The organism is Amycolatopsis sp. NPDC058278, assembly GCF_042881395.1.
Taxonomy (GTDB): Bacteria; Actinomycetota; Actinomycetes; order Mycobacteriales; family Pseudonocardiaceae; genus Amycolatopsis.
The window spans coordinates 82601-99415 of record NZ_JBHVXZ010000015.1 but is presented as its reverse complement, the minus strand read 5'-3'; the positions used below and the strand labels follow the sequence as shown (position 1 = coordinate 99415).

Sequence of the window (16815 nt, the reverse complement as noted above, 5' to 3'; positions counted from 1 at the left end):
ACACCCCTCGGGTCACTCGCGCGGACGCGGTGAGGGCTTGAACGGCTTTTCCGCGACGGCCACGGCCAGGGGACGCCGCCGTCCGCCCGGCATCGCGGCCACCATGACCACGCCGAGCAGCAGCATCGCGGTGCCCGTCCAGAACAGCGGCACGGTGTCGTACGCGCCGCCGGTGTAGGCCAGGTTCTTCACCGGTCCCTTCGGCGCCTCGCCGCCCGCGGGCGGCGGCGTCGACGTGGTCCCGCAGACCACACCGCCGGTCGGGGCGTACGCGCGGGCGACCTGCTCGCCGAGCGAAAGCTGGGCCAGCGACGAAGGCAGGTTCTTCGCCTGGTCGTCCGGCAGCAGGCTCTTGAGCTTGGTCGTCGGCAGCAGCTGCAGGTCGAACATCCGCGCCGACGCGCCCAGCTGGAAGCCCGCGAACGGCGTGGCCATGTTCGCCGACTTCTGGTCGAGCCCGGCGATGCTCAGCCGCAGCACACCGAGGTCGAGCACGGTGCCGGCGGTGGTCCCGACCTGCTGCACCGGACCTTCGAGCGGCGCCAGGAGACCGCCGACCACCGGCAGGTCCTTCAGCTTGCCGAACTGGTCGCTCAGCGGCTTCAGCGGCAGCCCGATCGGGACGTCCTTCGTCGGGTGCGCCGCGTCGAGCGTGTACAGCACCTTGCCGCCGGCCTCGATGCTCAGCACCGGGGCGGTGTACTCGACCTTGGACGTCTTCGCGTCGCCGGTGGAGGTCACCTTCAGCGTCGGCTGGCTGACCACCTTGACGCTCAACGCCAGCGGCGTGCCCTTGAGGATCTCGATGTCCGCGGCCTGCAGCGTCGACGTCGACTGCACGGCCTTGTGGTCCGAGCCCGGGATGTCGACCAGCTTCACCTGCGACCGCGACGACAGCGTGTTCGGCAGGCTCAGCAGGGAGCCGGTGCCGTCCGCGGCGGTCTGCCCGCCGCCCTGCAGCAGGCCGCCCAGGCTCTGCAGCCCCTTGGTCAGGTCGAACCCGCTCGCCAGCGAGTTCGGGTCGAGCTTGGGCTTCAGCGCGTCCAGGCCCAGGTTCGGCATCGACGGCACGACGTTCAGCAGCGACAGGCTGGCCACCGACGTGCTGGCGTCGGCGATGGTGTCGACGCACGGGCCGAGCGTCTGGCTCCACCGCGCGTGCGCACTACCGTTGAGCAGCCCCACGTTGAGCAGCGGATTCGACGGCGCGTTGAGGCCCCCGCTGATCGGCTGCGGGTTGTCCGGCAGGGCGGTCTGCACAACGCTGCCCGGCGTCTGCGGCGCGTTCCCGCCGACCGACAGCCCGAACGGCGACGCCTGCGCGATCGCCTTCTCGTAGCTGAGATAGGCGTCCGAGTTCGCGGAGGCGCTCGAAAGGCCCATCCCGGCCTCGAGCGCCGACTGCTTCGGCAGCGTCTGCCCGAACCCCGGCAGGATCGTGTTCGTCGGCACGGCGTTGGGCAGCAGCCGGATGATCCCGAGCGCGGTCCCGGCATCCCCGACGGCCTGCCCCAGCGGCTGCGGCCCGATCGGCGCGGAGATGGGCGCCTGCCCCGGATTCGCCGGCTGCGGAATCGGCGTGGTCGGATAGGTCGAGTCGGCAGTCGCCGGCGCCGCGCTGAGCAGGAGCAACGCCGCAGCCGCCGGCAGGGCCGCCGAACGTGGCAGTCTTCGCCGCATGTGCCAGAGCCTCCATAGTGGGTCGGCCGGCGACGGAGACCGGCGTCATAGGGCCCTAACGACGGTCCCCCCGAAAAGTGACGACGACAGCTTCCGCTACACTTGTCGACGTCGCCAGCGCAAGCGGGCAACATGCCGCCTTAGCTCAGTCGGCCAGAGCGATTCACTCGTAATGAATAGGTCAGGGGTTCGATTCCCCTAGGCGGCTCCGCAGGTCAGGCCCCATCCGAGACACCTCGGGTGGGGCCTGACTCGTCTGGTGAGGGTCTAACTGAGGGTCTAAGCCGACCTGGGGTTGGTAAGCGGTGACCTGCTTCGGGGCCGCCCGCGGCCGGGGACCGTCGACGCCGGTGAGGGCGGCAGGAGGGTCAGCTCGTCGAGCAGGCCGCAGACCAGCAGCACGTTGTGCGCCGATCTGGCGTTCTCGTAGCGGTGCAGGGTACGCACCGGGCGCGGCGGGAACTCGGTGACGAGCGCGGCCGCGCTCTCAGCTGGGTCGCTCTTGCGGCCGTTGAGCTCGTTTTCCTGCCGCTATGTCGTGGCGCGGATCCGGGCGGCGTGTCGCTCGCGAGGTCGACAATCTCGTTGGCATCGACCCGACCGTTCTTTAGGGCACCAGCACGTTAGGTGCTTGAACCGACACGCTGGGCTTGTAGGCCACTAGGCCATCCCGGTGATCTGCTCATTTCCGATCCTGAGATGGAACGGGTTCGGGGCTCCGGCAGCGGCCAACTCCGCCAAGCAACTCGACTTGGCGAGTCAAGAACACTATGGGCAGGCAGGGCACCGCCGTCTGGATAGGTAGACGTAGCCGTCGCTCGCAACGATGCAGGCCGCGTCGCGAATCGGGTGATGACCTGCGCGTTTCGAGGAGCAGCCCCTTGGCCGGAGGGCGCGGGGCTGCTCACCCGAGTGTCGAGGGACTCCGCGGCAACGGGTCCCTCTGAGCTGTGAGCCTCACCTAGACGATTTGACGGAGGTCCTCAGCTGTACATGGAGTCTTTCGACTTTGCCGCACAGCGGGTCACACGTTTGAGACAAACTCCGAAAAAAGCGCCTCTGCGAGCAGGCATGCGAGGTCGCTCTGCTCATCGGTGAGACATTAGCAAAAAAACCGCGGGCACCGACGAGGCCTGACGCAATTCTCGAAGATTACGATCGCATAAAGGGTATTCCGGAAAATATGACAGAAAGTTGCTGCTAGTCAAGCTGTGGGCCAGGATCTCCACAACTTGGTCTCTGCCGAGCTGCTTCCCGGGCGGCAACCCGGGTGCTCGGCAGGGACTCCTCACCTAGACGATTTGATCAAGGAGGGTTCTCGTGTCGAGTTCGGGTAGAGCTATGCCCGTTTACCGCCCGCGCCCGGGCCGCAGAAAGTCGGCCCTGCCGCCGACCGCAGGTCCTGCGGTGAAGGCGCTGAAGGAGTGGCTGCGCAGATTCGTCGGCGAGACGCCGCTGGAAGAGGTCGCCGCGGCGGCGAGCTACTCCGTGAGCACAGTGTCGAACGCGCTCGGTGGCACGGAGCTGCCGCGACTGCGGCTGGTGCAGAGCATCGCCGCGGGCGTCGGGGCGCCGCTGCCGGCAGCCCACCGCATCTGGTGGGAGGCCGCGTCCGAGGAGTTCACGAAGAACAACCCGGCCCAGCCCGACGACCCGGTCGCCGACTTCGCGCTCCAGCTGCGCCGAGCGATGCTCCGTAGCGACCTCGGCAAGACCGAGGTGCTGCGCCGGATGGTGCGGCTGTCCGACGCCGAAAGCCTCACGATGAAGCCGATGTCGCGCGCGACGCTCTGCCGACTGCTCGACGGGGACACCTTGCCCAACCCGGAGCAGATGAACCTCTTCCTGCGCGTCATCGGCATCCGCGACGAGGAGATCCGCCAGCTGACCGTTCGCTTCGAGGAGCTGATCGTGGCACGGGCGCGAGCACGGAGCACGAAGAGGAAGGCCCGCTCGATCAGCGTCGGGGTGCTGCGATGACCGGCATCATCGGGCTGATCGAGAAGATCATCACCAGCACCCCGAACACGCTGCGGACGATCCTGATCACCGTGCTGGTGATCGCCGCAGTGGTCGGTGGGCTGTGGGTACTGCGAGCCAATCTGACGGTCGGTCCCGTGAGCGTCACGGGCCGCGAGGTCACCTCGAATTCGACGTCGTGCGCGTCGGACGGCTCGGCGATGGGGACACCGGTGACCTGTGGACGCTGAGCGACCGGGCTCGGGCAGGTCCGGCGCGCAGGGCGACGACGAGAAGCCGATGCCAGCGCGCTCGCCCGCGGACGGCGTCCAGGACGTCGTTCCCGCCGCGATGGACGGCGATCCGGTGGCCGTCGAGCGGTTGATGGCTGCCCTTCGCCCGCTGATCGTGCGGTACTGCCGCGCCCGCATAGGCCGCCAGGAGCGCTCCTGGGCATCGGCAGAAGACGTCGCTCAGGAGGTGCTGATGGCCGTGGTGACCTCGTTGCAGTCCTACCGAGGTAAGGCGGAGGGGGCGCAGATACTTGAGCGGCCGTTCCTAGCGTTCGTGTATGGGATTGCTCAGAACAAGGTCGCCGACGCGCACCGCGCAGCAGCTCGCAACCGTTCCGAGCCAGTGGACGAAGTCCCCGACGAAGTCGAAAGCGGGGCGAACCCTGAGCAGCGCGCGCTGCAGGGGGAACTAAACGAGCGGATGTCCCAGTTGCTGCAAGTACTGCCGCCCTTGCACCGCGAAATCGTGGTCCTACGGGTGGTGGTGGGCCTCTCGATGGACGAGACCGCCGAGGCGCTGGGCATTTCGCCAGGCGCTGTTCGGGTGACTCAGTACCGGGCCCTCAAGAAGCTGCGTAAGGTTCTCGCGGCCGAAGAGGTCGTGTGATCCAGACTTTATCGGCCAGAACTCGGCGCTGCGGGCTCTCGTCAACGTCGCGAGTACCAACGCGTCTAGCTACACGCACGAGCGCCGGGTGGCGAGTCTGCTTGCAAGCGGTCGTACTCCTCGGCGGAGAACCTGATGGTCGGGGCGGGTAGTCCTCACGCCAGAAGGCCCCGGCCATGTGCTCCGCGACCGGCATGATGGCTGAAGGTTACTGAGGGGCGCACCACCTTGAGCTGTACAACGAGCCAGGCCTCACCGACAGCTTGGTGGGGCCTGGCTCGTCGGTGGGTTGCTAAGGCGCCTCATCGGTGGTCGACGGAGGTCGAGAAGATTCGTCCGTCGAGGGAAAGAGCCGGTCCATGGCGGTCGCCCCGGACTCAACGACTGGACGGATCTGTTTCCGGTAGACCAGCTCCGTCACGGCCGTGCTGCTGTGCCCGACCAGCCGCGAGATCTCCTCGATCGGCATCCCGCCGTCCGAGAGGATCGAGACGAAGCTGTGCCGCAGCTCCCGGGGCGTCCATTGGGTCGGGTTGAGCCCGGCTGCCTTGATCACCCGGCGGAAGTCTCGTCGGACGTTGTTGACGTCCCGCTCGGTGCCGACGTTGGTTGCGAACACGAGCCCATGTTCAAGCCAGACGTCACCAGCGACCGCCTTGACCACCTGTTGGGCTTCCCGGTGAGCCTCCAGCGCCTTCACGGCCCGCTCGGGCAGCGCAAGCGTCCGGCGGGACTTCCTCGTCTTCGTCTCGCCGCGGGCGCGGACCGAACGCCACACCTTGACGTTCGGCGGGATCGCCGGCGTCGCGTCCGGCTTGCCCACGAGGTCCACGTGATCCCAGGTGAGCGGACGCATCTCCTCAGTCCGCGCGCCAGTCAGCAGGGACACCACGATGTAGGCGCGCATCGGCGATGACTCCGCCGCGCTGAGCACCGCTTCGGCCTGGGTGAGCGTGAGCGCCTTCGACGGACGTCCGGTCCCCTTGCCGGCTGGTAGCTCGTCGCACAGCAGGACCACGTTGTATCGGACCCGTTTGCGCACCTGTGCGCGGTTGATCGCCCGGCGGAGGATCGAGCGGAGGTTGCGCAAGGTGGAGGTCACCAGCACTTCGGCTTTCTCCGCCAGCCAGTCTTCGACGTCCGTCTATTAACTCTGTCAACTGACATGGGAGAACTGACTTAGCCAACTGACTTGGCCTACGCTGGTGGCATGGCATCCCTGAACCCGGACGACCCGCGTGCGCCGTTCTTGCAAGTAGCCGGCGGTCTCCGGGCCGCGATCCTGTCGGGGGAGTACGCCCCCGGGGCGCAGCTGCCGACCTACCAGGAACTGGCCGATTCCTGGGGGGTCGCGGTGAACACGGCCAAGAGCGCCGTTGCCCACCTCAGGGAAGAAGGCCTGGTGGTGATCCGGCACGGCAAGGGCTCGTTCGTTCGCACCCAGCCGGCCGAGGGTGACTCCGCGGTTCGCTCCGAGGCCTCGGGAGACGAGCGGGTCTGGCAGGCCATTGCCGAGATCAGGAAGCGTCTCGGCGAGATCGAGCGGAAGCTGGGGGAGCGCTAGCCGAACAGGGCGCGGAGGAACTTCACGACGCCGTCGATCACGACGCCGACACCGTGCGCGGCTCCGCTTGCCCAGCTCGCCGAGTCGGCCGGGTACTTGACGATCAGCACGACGATCGCGAGTCCGACGACCAGGCCGATCGCCTTGCCGACCAGGCCGCCCCCGCTCTTCATAACCGGGAAGTTGTTCTTCGCCATCACGGTCTCCTTTCGTTCCGCGACGGGCCGGGAGGCCGATCCGGATCGAGGTTTTCGATTCGGCGTTGTCGCTGATGAACTCAGGAAACCGCGCAGGTGCGGGGGTGCAGCAGTGTGCACGCGGGGGGGCATTTCTGCACGTGGGCGGTGCACGGGGGGTGCTTTAATGACCTTCGGAGGTACCGGTGGTCGACAAGGGGAAGCAGCCGAACGCACTTCTAGCTGCGGTTATGCGACAGGCGGGGGCGACTAACAAGGGGTTCGCCCGCCGGGTGCGTGAACGCAGCCAGAGAGACGGCGGCGAGCTGGTCAGTGCTGACCACGTATCGGTCAAGCGCTGGCTCGACGGCACGAAGCCGCACACGCGCACCTGTCAGCTGATCGCCGGAGTCCTCGGCGAATTGCTCGGCCGGCCTGTCAGCCTGGAGGAAATCGGCTTCGCCGCAGCGGCCGAGACCACCTCGGATGACGTCGGCTTGGAGTACCCGGAGGAGGTCGCCCACAGCCTGGTCGCGCTGGGCGCGATCACCGAACTCGAGTTGCGGACACCGAAGCGGGTCGCCCCGCTGGCTGTCGTGCCGGAGGCCTGGAGCGGCCTGCTCGTCCGGTGGTTGACCGACTCCGACGACGAGGGCTCGCGGCCACCAACCGAGCCGCGCTCGATCACCCTCGTGGACGTCGAAGCGGTCCGCGAGGCAACCGCGATGTTCAGCAGCTTCGACTACAAGTACGGCGGCGGCCGGCCGAAGTCGCTCGTCGCCTCGTTCCTCGACCAGGAGATCTTGCCGAACATCAGGCACGTGTCCCCGCACGACCCAGTCGGGCGCGAGTACTTCCGGGAGGTCGCTGCTTTGACGCGGCTCGCCGGGTGGACGGCCTACGACACGGGCGCGCACGGCCTCGCGCAGCGGTACCTAACCCAGGCGTTCCGGCTAGCGAAGGCGGCCGGCGACAAGGCGCTGTGCGGCCGGATCCTCGCGGGCATGTCGCATCAGGCGAACTTCCTCGGGCACTTCCAGAGGGCGGTCGACCTGGCACGGGCCGCGTACAAGGGCGCCAACGGCTACGCCACCCCGACCACGATGGCGCTGTTCCACGCGATGGAAGCGAGGGCGCTAGCCTCGCTCGGCAGGAAAGAGGACGTCGCGGCCGCGCTGGTCACGGCTGAGCGGTGGCACTGCCAGGGCATCCGGGAGAACGACCCCGAGTGGATTCACTACTTCGACGAAGCCGAGCTACACGCTGAGTTCGCGCACTGCTTCCGCGACATCGGGAACGCCGAGTTGGCGAACCACCACGCGGCCGCGTCGATCGCTGCCTCGGAGTCGACCTACGTCCGCAGCCTCTCGTTCTGCCGGACCGTTCTGGCAACGTCCCACCTGCAAGGCGGGAACCTCGAAGAGGCGCTGGACGTGGCCAGGTCGGTCGTCGAGACCGCGGCGAAGCTGAAGTCGTTCCGGGTGATCTCGTATCTCGACGACTTCCGCGGACGGTTGGGCGGGCATGCCGGCGACCCGTTGGTGAAGGAGTTCCTCGACTTCGCCAACATCCACCTGCCGTCAGAAAACCTTCCAGTGTCGGGGCGCCTGGTCGTCGCGTAAGTCGCTGATTCGCTTCTCGACCTCGGCTTTCACTTCGGTGGACTCGTCGACGGTCTGCGAGAGCCACATGGTCATGTTCAGCTCTCGTGTTGCCCTGAGCACGGGGAAGCCCGGCCAGTCGATCGGATCGAACCCGTAGGCCGTCGTGTACGAGTCGTACTCGGCTTCGGAGGCCCAGCCGAATGCCTGGTGGCGGACGGACAGCACGGCCGCGTCCCATTCGCGCGGTCCGTAGGCGAAGTCCTCGAAGTCGATCAGGTTCAGCGTCCCGTCGGGGGAGCGCATGACGTTCCCGGGGTGCGCGTCCCCGTGCACCGGGCCGGCGGGAAGCGGGAACTCAAGGTCTTGGAACTTCTCGGAGAGTTCCTCGTACCGGTCGCGCAGGAAGTCGAGGTCCGCCTCGGGCAGCTTGCCCTTGAGGGATTGAAGGCGCGGCTCGACCTTCGGCATCGGGGAGAAGGCCGGCAAGCGGAAGTCCGTCGGGTGGGGGAGCGCGTGCAGGTCGTGCAGCAGCTTCCCGAACTCCGCCGGGGTGATCGGTGTGTCGTCCTCTTCGAGGCAGTTCCAGAACGTGACGGGCAGCCCGTCCTCGACGAAGGGCTGTTCGTTGCCGTCGAGCACGGTCGCTGCGGGGAACTGATGCTCGGCAAGCCACCCGGCGACGAGTACTTCCTTCGTAGCGGCGGGGATTGAGCGGCCGACGCGGACCACGGCGGAGCCGTCGGCCAGGCGGTAGATGGCGTTCTCCCCGAACCGGACTCGCTGTGCGTCGGTCGCGTCCAGCCCGGCGAAGGCGCACGCTGCCTCGAAGACAGCTTGTGTTCGCTCCGTCGTGAAAGCCTTCGTCGATGTCATCAGACTCCTCTATCGGGGTGCCTTGGCCAGGCTAGAGCTTCGGCAGGAACGTGTGCTCGGCGAATCGGGGCGGTGAGGCCCAGCCGGCGCGCCGTCTGGAGGGAGGTCAGGACGCGCCGACCGGGGGCTTAGGGCCACGCCTTCTCTACGCCGTGGCGTCGTAGTGCTCGGGCGGCGTTCTCGTAGGTCGCCAAGGCGGCTTGGTGGGTGGAGTAGACGGCACCGTGCTGGTGGCGCAGCGCGACGGCGAGAGCGCCGGCGCGGCGTTCGTAAAGGGTGAACGGTTCGACCAGACCAGGCGGGCAGTCGGCGGCGGGCACGATGCGCACGCCGATCCGCGGCTTCCTCGCCCAGATGCGCAGATGGTCAAGCTGGTCGCGGAGGACATCGGAGGTGCAGGCATCGGGCCGCGTGGCGACCTCGCCGATCAGGAAGGTGTGCGGCGGCCCCGGCTCGTCGGACAGGGCGAGCTGACGTGCGGTCCGGAGAAGACAACCCACGTCGGCGGCCTCCGGGTCGAGCAGGCCAGTGTCCCGCAACGCGCGGGCGTATTCGGCGGTCTGCAGGACCTCGGGGATGAGCGTCGGGGACCACTCGGTCACGCGGGTGGATCGCAGTTCGAAGGTGGGGCGCAGGTAGCTCTCGGCACGTCCGGTGCGGTCGATCAGGTCCTGGTCGTGGGATCGGCGAGCCAGGTCGATGAGGTGTTCGCGCACGTGTTGCGGTGCTCGCAGGACGCCAAGAATGTGGGCCACGATCGTGTCCTGTGGCGCGCGGTGGCCGAGTTCGAAGCTCGACAGCACGGCGGGGTAGATGCCGATCATGTCGGCGAGCTGGCGCAGGCCGATGCCGCGCTGGGTTCGGGCTTCGCGCAGGCCGCTGGCCAGGGCGATGACGGCTGGTCGGAGGGCAGTTTCGGTCACGGTTCAGACCGCTCCGTTCGGTCGTGGGTTTCTGTGTCGGGTGCGTTGAGCAGGGCAGATGGATCGAGTTCGGTGCCGTCGAGTTCGCTGGCGCGGCGGGTGAGGGCGACGCCGACGTGGACGAGTTGGCGGCCGAGGGTGCGCAGGCCGGCGGCGTAGGCTGCGTCGTCCGGCTGGAGGGTCAGCAGCTCGACCGTCACGCTTCCGATCTTGGAGTTGACCTTCGAGAGCGCGGCGAGCAACTCGCGATCACGCGCGTGCACGTGGCACCTCGATCCGCCGGTGCTCGTTCTGGGCCGCGCAGACGGGGCAGACCCGGCCCGGCCTGGGGATCACCCGGCGCCGGCTGATGCTGGGCCGGTCATGTTCCAGCGGGAACCGGACGTCGGTTAGGCACCAGGGCAGCAGCATGAACAGCCGCGGGTTGGCCATCTGCGAGTGCAGGTACAGGTGAGCCCACCCGTCGCCCCCGGTGAACTCGTGCCACTCCCAAAAGTCCCGGCACGAGTCGGTCATCGGCCCGTCGTCCAACGCGGTCATCGAAGCCCTCGCTTAGCCTCGAACGCCCGGACAGCGGCGGCAGCCTGCTCCCAGTCGCCATCGGTCATGTCCGCGTGCGTCTTCGGAGGCTGGTAGGTGTCGAGATCGATCTCGTTGAGCCGCTGACCACCCGAGTTGAACTGCGACGCACCACACCTGAACGTCGGCCGGTCGTCGAAGTGCTCCGCGGTCATGGCGCCTTGCACCCCCGAGCTGTGCGAGCGTCGCGCAGCGAGACGGTCAACGCGTCACCCAGCTGGTTCCGAAGCTGCGCAGCCGACTCGGCACTGAACAGGATCGGCTCACCTGGAGGCGTCGAGCTGGTCAGCGCGATCCGGTCGTCATCCCGTACCTCGACCTCGACGTGTGCCGGACCGCCGAGCTGGTCCACACCCTCGGTGCTCTGTCGCGTACGTCGTCGATCACGCATAGTTAATGACCGTACAAAGGTGCAGGTCACAAACGTTTCCTGCTGGGAAACCCACGTCTGTACTCTGGGGCGCATGGACTCGATCGGCATCACGATCCGCCGGCTTCGCCGTTGGCGTGGCCTGTCCCTCGAACAGCTCGCCGGCCTGTCCGGCCTGTCCAAGGGCTACCTGTCCAAGATCGAGAACGAGCGCACGGCGATCGACAAGCGCTCAACCCTGGTCGCGATCGCCGGCGCGCTCCGCGTCAGCCTCTCCGACATCACCGGCGACGGGCTGGAGATCCGCGACCCGCAGGCCGACTCCGCCATCCCCGCCATCCGCGACGCCCTGCTGAGCACCGACCTCGACGGCACCGAGCAGCCGATCGGCGACCTTGCACAGCTGCTGTCCGAGACACAGCTGGTCGCAGCCCTGCGACAGGCGAACCAAGACGCCGAGGTCGGCGCCCGGCTCCCCGAGCTGCTGCTGGCCCTGCACACCCACGTCGACAAACCAGACGCACTCCGCTCGCTCGTCACCGCCACCCACACCACGGCCCTGCTCACCAAGGGCCTCGGCGCGTTCGAGCTGGCCTGGATCGCCGCCGACCGCGGCCACGAGGCAGCGCAGCGGCTCGGCGAACCCGGCTGGATCGCCCTCGCCGAGTTCGCGCGCACCCAGGCTCTGTCTGGCCTCGGCGCGCACAAGCGGGCATCCAAGCTCGCCGAGCGCGCCCTGGACTACGTGCCGGCCGACGCCTACGACGTCCGCGGCGCGCTCACCCTCACGACCGGCTACACCGAATCCGTCCTGGGCGGTGACGCAACCGCGGCGCTCGACGAGGCCGCGGGCCTGGCCGAACATGTCGAATACGGCAATCGGAACTTCCTGCTGTTCAGCCCGGCCAACGTCGTTCTCTGGCGCATCTCATCAGCCCTCGAACGCGGCGACCACGCCGAGGCCGCGCGACTGGCCGCGACCGTTGATCCGGCCGAACTCACCATTGACTCGCGCCGCACCACGTTCCTCATCGAGCGCGCCCGCGCCCTCTACGGCACCCGCCGTTCCGACGAGGAAGTGCTGGCCTTGCTGGTCAAAGCCGAAAAGTTGGGTCATATTCGCACTCGGACGAACCCGTTCGTGCGCGAGATCATCTCCACGATGCTCGCCCGAGCTCGACGCGAGGGCGTAGCCCGCGAGGTCCGCGGCATGGCCGACCGGATGGGCCTGATCAAGACCTCTTAAGGTATCCAAATCAGGCAACGTCTTTACTTGCGCTTCTCTCCAGCAGACATCGACGTTCGGCCCGGGGTATGAGCTTTTCTTCGCCAGAGTTTCGGTTAAGTCTTACGAACGGCACCCGTGAAGCCAGCGATGAACAGAGTGGCAAATGCCCAGGTGAGCAGGCGTAATACCCAACCGCTGACGGTGAGGAATTCGCCAGTGGGGGTGTTCGCGTAGTCGCAGTGAGCGCGGGCTCCAGTGCTGATCAGAGGTGTACCGAGGTCGAGGCCGACTCCGATGCGTTCGATCGGTGTACAAGTGACTGGTGCTTTTGGCGATTGCATGGGGCTCTGGACGAGCCCACCGTCGGCGCCGAGTACGCAAGCTAGTACGGCTGCGATGCCGAGAACGCCGAGTAGCCCGATCAGGGCGCGCCACGGCTGATAGCCGAAGCCAAGGGTCCACCCGGTGACACGCGTCCAGATTCTGTCACTCAGTCCAGTAAGTGCGTTGCGATCAAGTTGTGCTCGGCGTTGTTCCATCAAAATTCGTCGTGCCTCGTGGTCGTGTCCAGCCGCCCGGTGCACAGCAGCCAATTGTTGATAAGGCTGGGGTTGATATTCGGATGTGCCTTCGCGCAAAAGGCTGAGCCACTCGGCGGTGCTTACCCCCCGCGGTACTGTGTTATAAACCAAACCGTCGACTTGGACTCGTTGCAGCGGATCGCTTCGGTGCATGATACCTTTTGGATCTAGGCGAAAACTGCTTCCAAAACGAGCCCCGGTCATGCTGACTGCAGCGTCATCGCCCCCGCCGATCGCTATGAATCCATTCGAAAGGAAGACGCTCTCGTCGATCGTTGCGCCTTCGATGTTCAGTGCGGATCCGGATTCATTACGTAAGGTTGCGCCTTTGAAGTTTAGTTGGCCACTGATATGTGCGCCGGGTAGGCGAATAGTGCCGAATGCTTCAAATTCTTCGTTTACGGACATATCGTCATCTACCCTTATTCCGTCGGCGGTGAGCGCGGGTCCGGATTCGTTGTACAGGGTTGCGCCTTTGAAATTTAGTTGGCCGCCGATGTGTGCGCCGGGTAGGCGGATAGTGCCGAGTTCGCCGGCGCCAGTTGCGTCGAATCCATCGTTGAAGGAAGCGTCTCTTTGGATCTCTACCCCGTCGGCGGAGAGTGCTGGGCCGGATTTGTTGATCAGGGTTGCCCCGTGGAAGTTCAGTTGGCCGCCGATTTGTGCGCCGAGTAGGCGGACGGTGCTGCTTCGTCCAGTCCCGGTTGCCTTGAAGCCGCCAAGTAAAAATACGCCATCGCCGACTCGCATGCCGTCGGCGTTGAGTGCGGGGCCGGATTCGTTGCTTAGGGTTGCCCCGCGGAAGTTCAATTGGCCGCCGATTTGTGCGCCGAGCAGGCGGACGGTGCCGTTTTCTCCGGTGCCAGTCGCCTCGAATGCGCCACGAAATTGCAAGTCTCTGACCTGAATGCCGTCGGCATTGAGCGCGGTGCCGGATTCGTTGCGTAAGATTGCGTTATTGAAGTTCAACAAGCCGACAATGGAAGCGTCCCTTAAGCGGACCGCTCCTCCCATCCCGGCGCCGATCGCACTGAATCCTTCGCTCAGAAGAACACTCTGATCGACCAGCATATTTTCTGCGTTTAGTGCGGGGCCAGAATTATTGTTGAGCCTTGCGCCGTTGCAATTAATTGAGCCGGCGATATGGCTACCTGATAGCTGTACTGTGCCGTACTCTGAATGTGTCGAGAGGTCTGTCTGCGTTAGATTAAGTTCAGCAACCTTGATTCTAAGTGCATCCAGTGCTGGTTCCGAGCGATGTGCTAGCTGGCAGTTGTTGAGGACCATGGCTGGCAAGGATGCGTCGCGCGCATTGATTCCTTCGTCTAAAAGGCAGTCATAAAGTTTGATGACTAGCGAACTGGAAACATGTTCGAGATCTAAGCGGCCCTGGATTCGAGCGCCCCTCAGGCGTAACCCGTGTGGGTCTGACGATGGGGCGAGACGACCGAGCATGATATCGCGCACTACGCGAGCTCGGATGTTTCGGGATCCGAACTCCAGAACCGCAGTCTTATCGAAAGGTTGTCCATCGGACAGGTCGAGTAGTTCGCCGAGCTCTACACAGCGAACCAAGTCGCGTTCGGCTGGGCTCAGCGCTTCGGTTTCTTTGGAGTCCGTCACGTTTTGTAGGTCGCACTAGCTCTGCTTGTGTTACCCCTCGTACCGCTCGTCGCCGAGATGGTGGGCCGACGGCTGCGATAACTTAACGTAGTGTTTTCGACGCGCTGCGATCCGCGAGGAGAACCGGACGAGGCTGACGGGGACCTGACAATGCCCAGGAACCGGCTACGTCGACAGATGGCTGGTGACGATCGGATCGGCGAGTGGTACGGCTCGTGCCGTGTGCTGCCACGTTCGGAACTAGCCTCCGCTGGCTCAGCGGCGGGGCGTTTGCTGAGGGTCAAAGTGAGTGTCAATCAGGGGGGCAAGCGACGGACGTCCGCGGACGCCGGGAGACTCCGAACGTGCAGGTCAGAGCCCCGCAGCCAAGGTCAACAAGTGACGAATTCCGCTCGTAATGAATAGGTCAGGGGTTCGATTCCCCTAGGCGGCTCCGCAGGTCAGGCCCCATCCGAGAGACTTCGGATGGGGCCTGACACGTCTGATGGGTGACCCAGCCGTCAGTGGTCCCGTTCGGCAAGCAGCTCCAGCCCGCCGGGGCCGAGGCGGAGCACTGACGGGACCAGCTCCGTGGTCTCGTACGGCGAACCGAGCACCTGCTCCCGAATGGTCGGCGCCAAGCCGGACTCCTCCCCGGCGACGTACATCTCGTCCGGGCAGGGCAGGCCGACGATCAGGTTGCCGGCGCCGAAGTGCTGGGACAGCTGGGGATACAAGTCGGGCAGTGCCAGCGCGGATGCCGCCATCAGGTTCTGCCTGGCGACTGAGACCAGGACGTCCTGTCCTGAACGGTGGACTTCGAACTCCAGCCCTCGTGTCAGGCTCTGGTACCCGACGCCGAACAGGTCCTCGAGCGGGGGCGTGCCCATTTCCTCGTGCTGGTGGCGGGTGATGTGGTGCATCCCGATGTTGCCCTGCGGGGTTCGCGACACCACCGCGAGCGCGACCGACAACCGGCCGGGGACCAGCGGCTGGTGCGGCAGCGTGTCGAGCAGGCCGGCGCGGGGTGAGGACGTGCTCCACAGCACCGGCAGCACCTCCTCGGCCTGCCGGGACTCGTGGGTTTCGGCTATCACGGAGCGAGCTTCGGCGAACGCGCGCTCCCACTCTCCGGGGGCGGGCCGGGCGAAACTGTAGGTGCACTCGGCCTTGCGGAAGTTCTTGGCCATGAACTTCTGATCCGCCGCGGACGGCTGCCATTCGCTGTACACCGCCGCGACCGCGGATGCGCGCACCTTGTGCTGCTGCCGGATGCTGGCCCACGCCTGTTCGACCGCGTCCTCGGCCTGCGTCGGCGCGCTGGCCAGTACTGGCTCGTCGAAGCCTTTGAGGCGGAAGACCACGAGGTTCTGGGACACGTCGTTGTTCACCGGGACTCCCCCAAAAGCCGCATGTCGCCTGTCTACCACAACCGCCGTCCCGCAGGACGACGATCGAAACCACCCGTACGGGGACAGCGAAGGGCCCCCAGCCGGGAGCCGGGGGCCCTTCGGACGGACTCGGGTTACTTCGGCGGGGTCAGCTTCACCACCGTGGCCTTGGCGTCGCCACGGGGCGTTCGATAGGTGATCTCGTCGCCCGCCTTCCTGCCGACCAGGGCCAGGCCGAGGGGGCTGTCCGAGGTGATCGCGTCCGCGTCCTCGCCCGGGACCGTCACCACCTGGAACGTCTCCTCGTCTCCGTCGGAGAAGCGCAGGGTGACCACCGTGCCGTCCGGGAGCTGGCTGTTGCCGTAGCCGCCGTGCTCCATCTTGGCCGCCAGGTCGGCGATCTGGCGGTCCAGCCGGGCCGCGGACTCCGCCCGGTCGATCACGTCCGCCTGGTCCGCCGCGTCCCCGGTGCGTTCCTGCTCGCCGGGTTGCGGCGCGAGGGCTGCCCGCTGCGCGCGCAAGTTCTCGATTTCCTTCTCCAGCTGGCTGCGCGCAGCCGGGCTGAGCCCCTTGTCCCCTGAGATCACCATGCCGGGCATTGTCCGCCGAGCGGACCGGGGTGGCCAATCCGGTTTTTCACCCGAAAGCCGCTCACACGACCTCTGCCCTAGGATTTCGGGTCCGGCGTCCAGGAAGAAGGTAACGAGAATCACCGTGAGCGCAGTCCCCGGCCGCAGCGAGCAGCTCTCGCCGAACCAGCTGGCCAAGCAGGAACAGATCGTCGAGGCCGCCCGCGTCGTCCTCGCCCGCGACGGGCTCGCCGGGTGCACCGTCCGGGCCATCGCCGACGCCGGCCCGCTCACCAAGAGCGCGATCCACTACTACTTCGCCGACATCGACGTCCTCATCGATCGGGCGATGGCCGCCCACATCACCGCCTTCGCCGCGGGCCTGCGCGAGGTCGCCGCGAAGCACGACGAGCCCCGCGAGCGGCTCTTCGCCGTCCTCGAGGAGTACCTGCGCGTCTTCGCCGCGAACCCGAACGCCGCCTTCCTCTGGTTCGAGTACTGGATCGCCGCCGGCCGGGCGCAGCACCCGCAGGCCATCGACGTCATGCTGACGTCGCTCACCGAGCTGCTGGCCGAGCTGCTCGCCCCGTTCGACGTCGACGACCCGCGGGCCAGGGCCCGCGCCCTGCTGTCGTACCTGCTGGGCACCGTCGTCCAGCAGCGCGTGCGCCCGCGCCCCTTCGCCACGCTGCGTGCCGACATCGAGGCGCTCTGCTTCGCGAACTACGGGTAGAAACCGCCAATAGATCCGTACTGCTCCGGATTGCGTGCTACGTCCGGCTCCCGCCAAGGTCGAGGAACCCTCGAGAGCAGGAG

18 protein-coding genes and 1 tRNA gene are annotated in these 16815 nt (G+C 66.5%); 8 read left to right on the top strand and 11 right to left on the bottom strand.

Going from position 1 to position 16815, the window contains the following annotated elements; genetic code table 11:
* Positions 1 to 12: 12 nt before the first annotated feature.
* The gene (locus ACFVYA_RS10625; protein WP_387044379.1) at positions 13 to 1680 is read right to left on the bottom strand and encodes a hypothetical protein; all 1668 of its coding nucleotides are present in this window, start codon (positions 1678 to 1680) and stop codon (positions 13 to 15) included.
* A gap of 134 nt (positions 1681 to 1814) precedes the next feature.
* Between ACFVYA_RS10625 and ACFVYA_RS10620 the strand changes: the two genes are divergently transcribed.
* The 4 genes from ACFVYA_RS10620 to shbA all read left to right on the top strand — a co-directional run bounded on the left by ACFVYA_RS10620 (position 1815) and on the right by shbA (position 4539).
* Positions 1815 to 1888, top strand: a tRNA-Thr gene (locus tag ACFVYA_RS10620).
* Between the two features lie 1199 nt (positions 1889 to 3087).
* The gene (locus ACFVYA_RS10615) at positions 3088 to 3660 is read left to right on the top strand and encodes a hypothetical protein (RefSeq protein ID WP_387044377.1); all 573 of its coding nucleotides are present in this window, start codon (positions 3088 to 3090) and stop codon (positions 3658 to 3660) included.
* Positions 3657 to 3890, top strand: coding sequence for a hypothetical protein (locus ACFVYA_RS10610; RefSeq protein ID WP_387044375.1), 234 nt, complete (start codon positions 3657 to 3659; stop codon positions 3888 to 3890). The genes ACFVYA_RS10615 and ACFVYA_RS10610 overlap by 4 nt, the downstream gene beginning before the upstream one ends.
* A gap of 49 nt (positions 3891 to 3939) precedes the next feature.
* On the top strand, positions 3940 to 4539 hold the full coding sequence (gene shbA / locus ACFVYA_RS10605) for an RNA polymerase sigma factor ShbA (protein ID WP_387044373.1): 600 nt from the start codon (positions 3940 to 3942) through the stop codon (positions 4537 to 4539).
* A gap of 292 nt (positions 4540 to 4831) precedes the next feature.
* Here the strand turns inward: shbA and xerC are convergent, their stop codons facing one another.
* On the bottom strand, positions 4832 to 5647 hold the full coding sequence (xerC, locus tag ACFVYA_RS10600) for a tyrosine recombinase XerC (protein WP_387044371.1): 816 nt from the start codon (positions 5645 to 5647) through the stop codon (positions 4832 to 4834).
* Positions 5648 to 5749: 102 nt separating this feature from the next.
* Here xerC and ACFVYA_RS10595 point away from each other — a divergent pair, with 102 nt between their 5' ends.
* Complete coding sequence (locus tag ACFVYA_RS10595; RefSeq protein WP_103351026.1) at positions 5750 to 6103, top strand: GntR family transcriptional regulator; 354 nt, start codon at positions 5750 to 5752, stop codon at positions 6101 to 6103.
* Here ACFVYA_RS10595 and ACFVYA_RS10590 read toward each other — a convergent pair.
* On the bottom strand, positions 6100 to 6300 hold the full coding sequence (locus ACFVYA_RS10590; RefSeq protein WP_387044369.1) for a hypothetical protein: 201 nt from the start codon (positions 6298 to 6300) through the stop codon (positions 6100 to 6102). The two genes, ACFVYA_RS10595 and ACFVYA_RS10590, sit on opposite strands and share 4 nt — an antisense overlap.
* A 230-nt stretch (positions 6301 to 6530) precedes the next feature.
* On the opposite strand from ACFVYA_RS10590, the gene ACFVYA_RS10585 reads away from it, so the two are divergent.
* Positions 6531 to 7901 carry a hypothetical protein gene (locus ACFVYA_RS10585; protein ID WP_387044368.1) on the top strand — a complete coding sequence of 457 codons (1371 nt, stop codon included), beginning with the start codon at positions 6531 to 6533 and terminating at the stop codon, positions 7899 to 7901.
* Here the strand turns inward: ACFVYA_RS10585 and ACFVYA_RS10580 are convergent.
* From ACFVYA_RS10580 to ACFVYA_RS10560, 5 genes are all read right to left on the bottom strand, one after another.
* Positions 7860 to 8756 carry a phosphotransferase enzyme family protein gene (locus ACFVYA_RS10580; RefSeq protein WP_387044366.1) on the bottom strand — a complete coding sequence of 299 codons (897 nt, stop codon included), beginning with the start codon at positions 8754 to 8756 and terminating at the stop codon, positions 7860 to 7862. The two genes, ACFVYA_RS10585 and ACFVYA_RS10580, sit on opposite strands and share 42 nt — an antisense overlap.
* Positions 8757 to 8884: 128 nt before the next feature.
* A complete protein-coding gene (locus ACFVYA_RS10575; RefSeq protein WP_387044364.1) occupies positions 8885 to 9679 on the bottom strand; it encodes a Scr1 family TA system antitoxin-like transcriptional regulator in 795 nt (264 codons plus the stop codon).
* Entirely contained in the window at positions 9676 to 9942 is a 267-nt protein-coding gene (locus tag ACFVYA_RS10570; RefSeq protein ID WP_387044362.1) for a hypothetical protein, read from the bottom strand. The genes ACFVYA_RS10575 and ACFVYA_RS10570 overlap by 4 nt, the downstream gene beginning before the upstream one ends.
* Positions 9929 to 10219 carry a hypothetical protein gene (locus ACFVYA_RS10565; protein ID WP_387044360.1) on the bottom strand — a complete coding sequence of 97 codons (291 nt, stop codon included), beginning with the start codon at positions 10217 to 10219 and terminating at the stop codon, positions 9929 to 9931. Before ACFVYA_RS10565 ends, ACFVYA_RS10570 begins: the two co-directional genes overlap by 14 nt.
* Positions 10216 to 10413 (bottom strand): hypothetical protein, encoded by a 198-nt coding sequence (locus ACFVYA_RS10560; RefSeq protein ID WP_387044359.1) that lies wholly within the window; start codon positions 10411 to 10413, stop codon positions 10216 to 10218. Before ACFVYA_RS10560 ends, ACFVYA_RS10565 begins: the two co-directional genes overlap by 4 nt.
* A gap of 309 nt (positions 10414 to 10722) precedes the next feature.
* Here ACFVYA_RS10560 and ACFVYA_RS10555 point away from each other — a divergent pair, with 309 nt between their 5' ends.
* A complete protein-coding gene (locus ACFVYA_RS10555; protein WP_387044358.1) occupies positions 10723 to 11874 on the top strand; it encodes a helix-turn-helix domain-containing protein in 1152 nt (383 codons plus the stop codon).
* A gap of 95 nt (positions 11875 to 11969) precedes the next feature.
* On the opposite strand, the gene ACFVYA_RS10550 is transcribed toward ACFVYA_RS10555, so the two are convergent.
* From ACFVYA_RS10550 to ACFVYA_RS10540, 3 genes are all read right to left on the bottom strand, one after another.
* Positions 11970 to 14060: a hypothetical protein gene (locus ACFVYA_RS10550; protein WP_387044357.1), complete on the bottom strand. Its 2091-nt coding sequence runs from the start codon at positions 14058 to 14060 to the stop codon at positions 11970 to 11972.
* Between the two features lie 500 nt (positions 14061 to 14560).
* Complete coding sequence (locus tag ACFVYA_RS10545; protein ID WP_387044356.1) at positions 14561 to 15430, bottom strand: hypothetical protein; 870 nt, start codon at positions 15428 to 15430, stop codon at positions 14561 to 14563.
* A 134-nt stretch (positions 15431 to 15564) separates the two neighbouring features.
* On the bottom strand, positions 15565 to 16020 hold the full coding sequence (locus ACFVYA_RS10540) for a GreA/GreB family elongation factor (RefSeq protein ID WP_285986986.1): 456 nt from the start codon (positions 16018 to 16020) through the stop codon (positions 15565 to 15567).
* A 124-nt stretch (positions 16021 to 16144) separates the two neighbouring features.
* On the opposite strand from ACFVYA_RS10540, the gene ACFVYA_RS10535 reads away from it, so the two are divergent.
* Entirely contained in the window at positions 16145 to 16732 is a 588-nt protein-coding gene (locus ACFVYA_RS10535; protein WP_285986985.1) for a TetR/AcrR family transcriptional regulator, read from the top strand.
* Positions 16733 to 16815 lie beyond the last annotated feature (83 nt).

Coding starts and splice junctions, on each gene's coding strand:
- ACFVYA_RS10565 (WP_387044360.1), bottom strand. CDS start 10,219: ATGACCGCGTTGGACGACGGGCCGATGACCGACTCGTGCCGGGACTTT.
- ACFVYA_RS10580 (WP_387044366.1), bottom strand. CDS start 8,756: ATGACATCGACGAAGGCTTTCACGACGGAGCGAACACAAGCTGTCTTC.
- ACFVYA_RS10560 (WP_387044359.1), bottom strand. CDS start 10,413: ATGACCGCGGAGCACTTCGACGACCGGCCGACGTTCAGGTGTGGTGCG.
- ACFVYA_RS10595 (WP_103351026.1), top strand. CDS start 5,750: ATGGCATCCCTGAACCCGGACGACCCGCGTGCGCCGTTCTTGCAAGTA.
- ACFVYA_RS10625 (WP_387044379.1), bottom strand. CDS start 1,680: ATGCGGCGAAGACTGCCACGTTCGGCGGCCCTGCCGGCGGCTGCGGCG.
- ACFVYA_RS10540 (WP_285986986.1), bottom strand. CDS start 16,020: ATGGTGATCTCAGGGGACAAGGGGCTCAGCCCGGCTGCGCGCAGCCAG.
- ACFVYA_RS10610 (WP_387044375.1), top strand. CDS start 3,657: ATGACCGGCATCATCGGGCTGATCGAGAAGATCATCACCAGCACCCCG.
- ACFVYA_RS10555 (WP_387044358.1), top strand. CDS start 10,723: ATGGACTCGATCGGCATCACGATCCGCCGGCTTCGCCGTTGGCGTGGC.
- ACFVYA_RS10585 (WP_387044368.1), top strand. CDS start 6,531: ATGCGACAGGCGGGGGCGACTAACAAGGGGTTCGCCCGCCGGGTGCGT.
- shbA (WP_387044373.1), top strand. CDS start 3,940: ATGCCAGCGCGCTCGCCCGCGGACGGCGTCCAGGACGTCGTTCCCGCC.
- ACFVYA_RS10590 (WP_387044369.1), bottom strand. CDS start 6,300: ATGGCGAAGAACAACTTCCCGGTTATGAAGAGCGGGGGCGGCCTGGTC.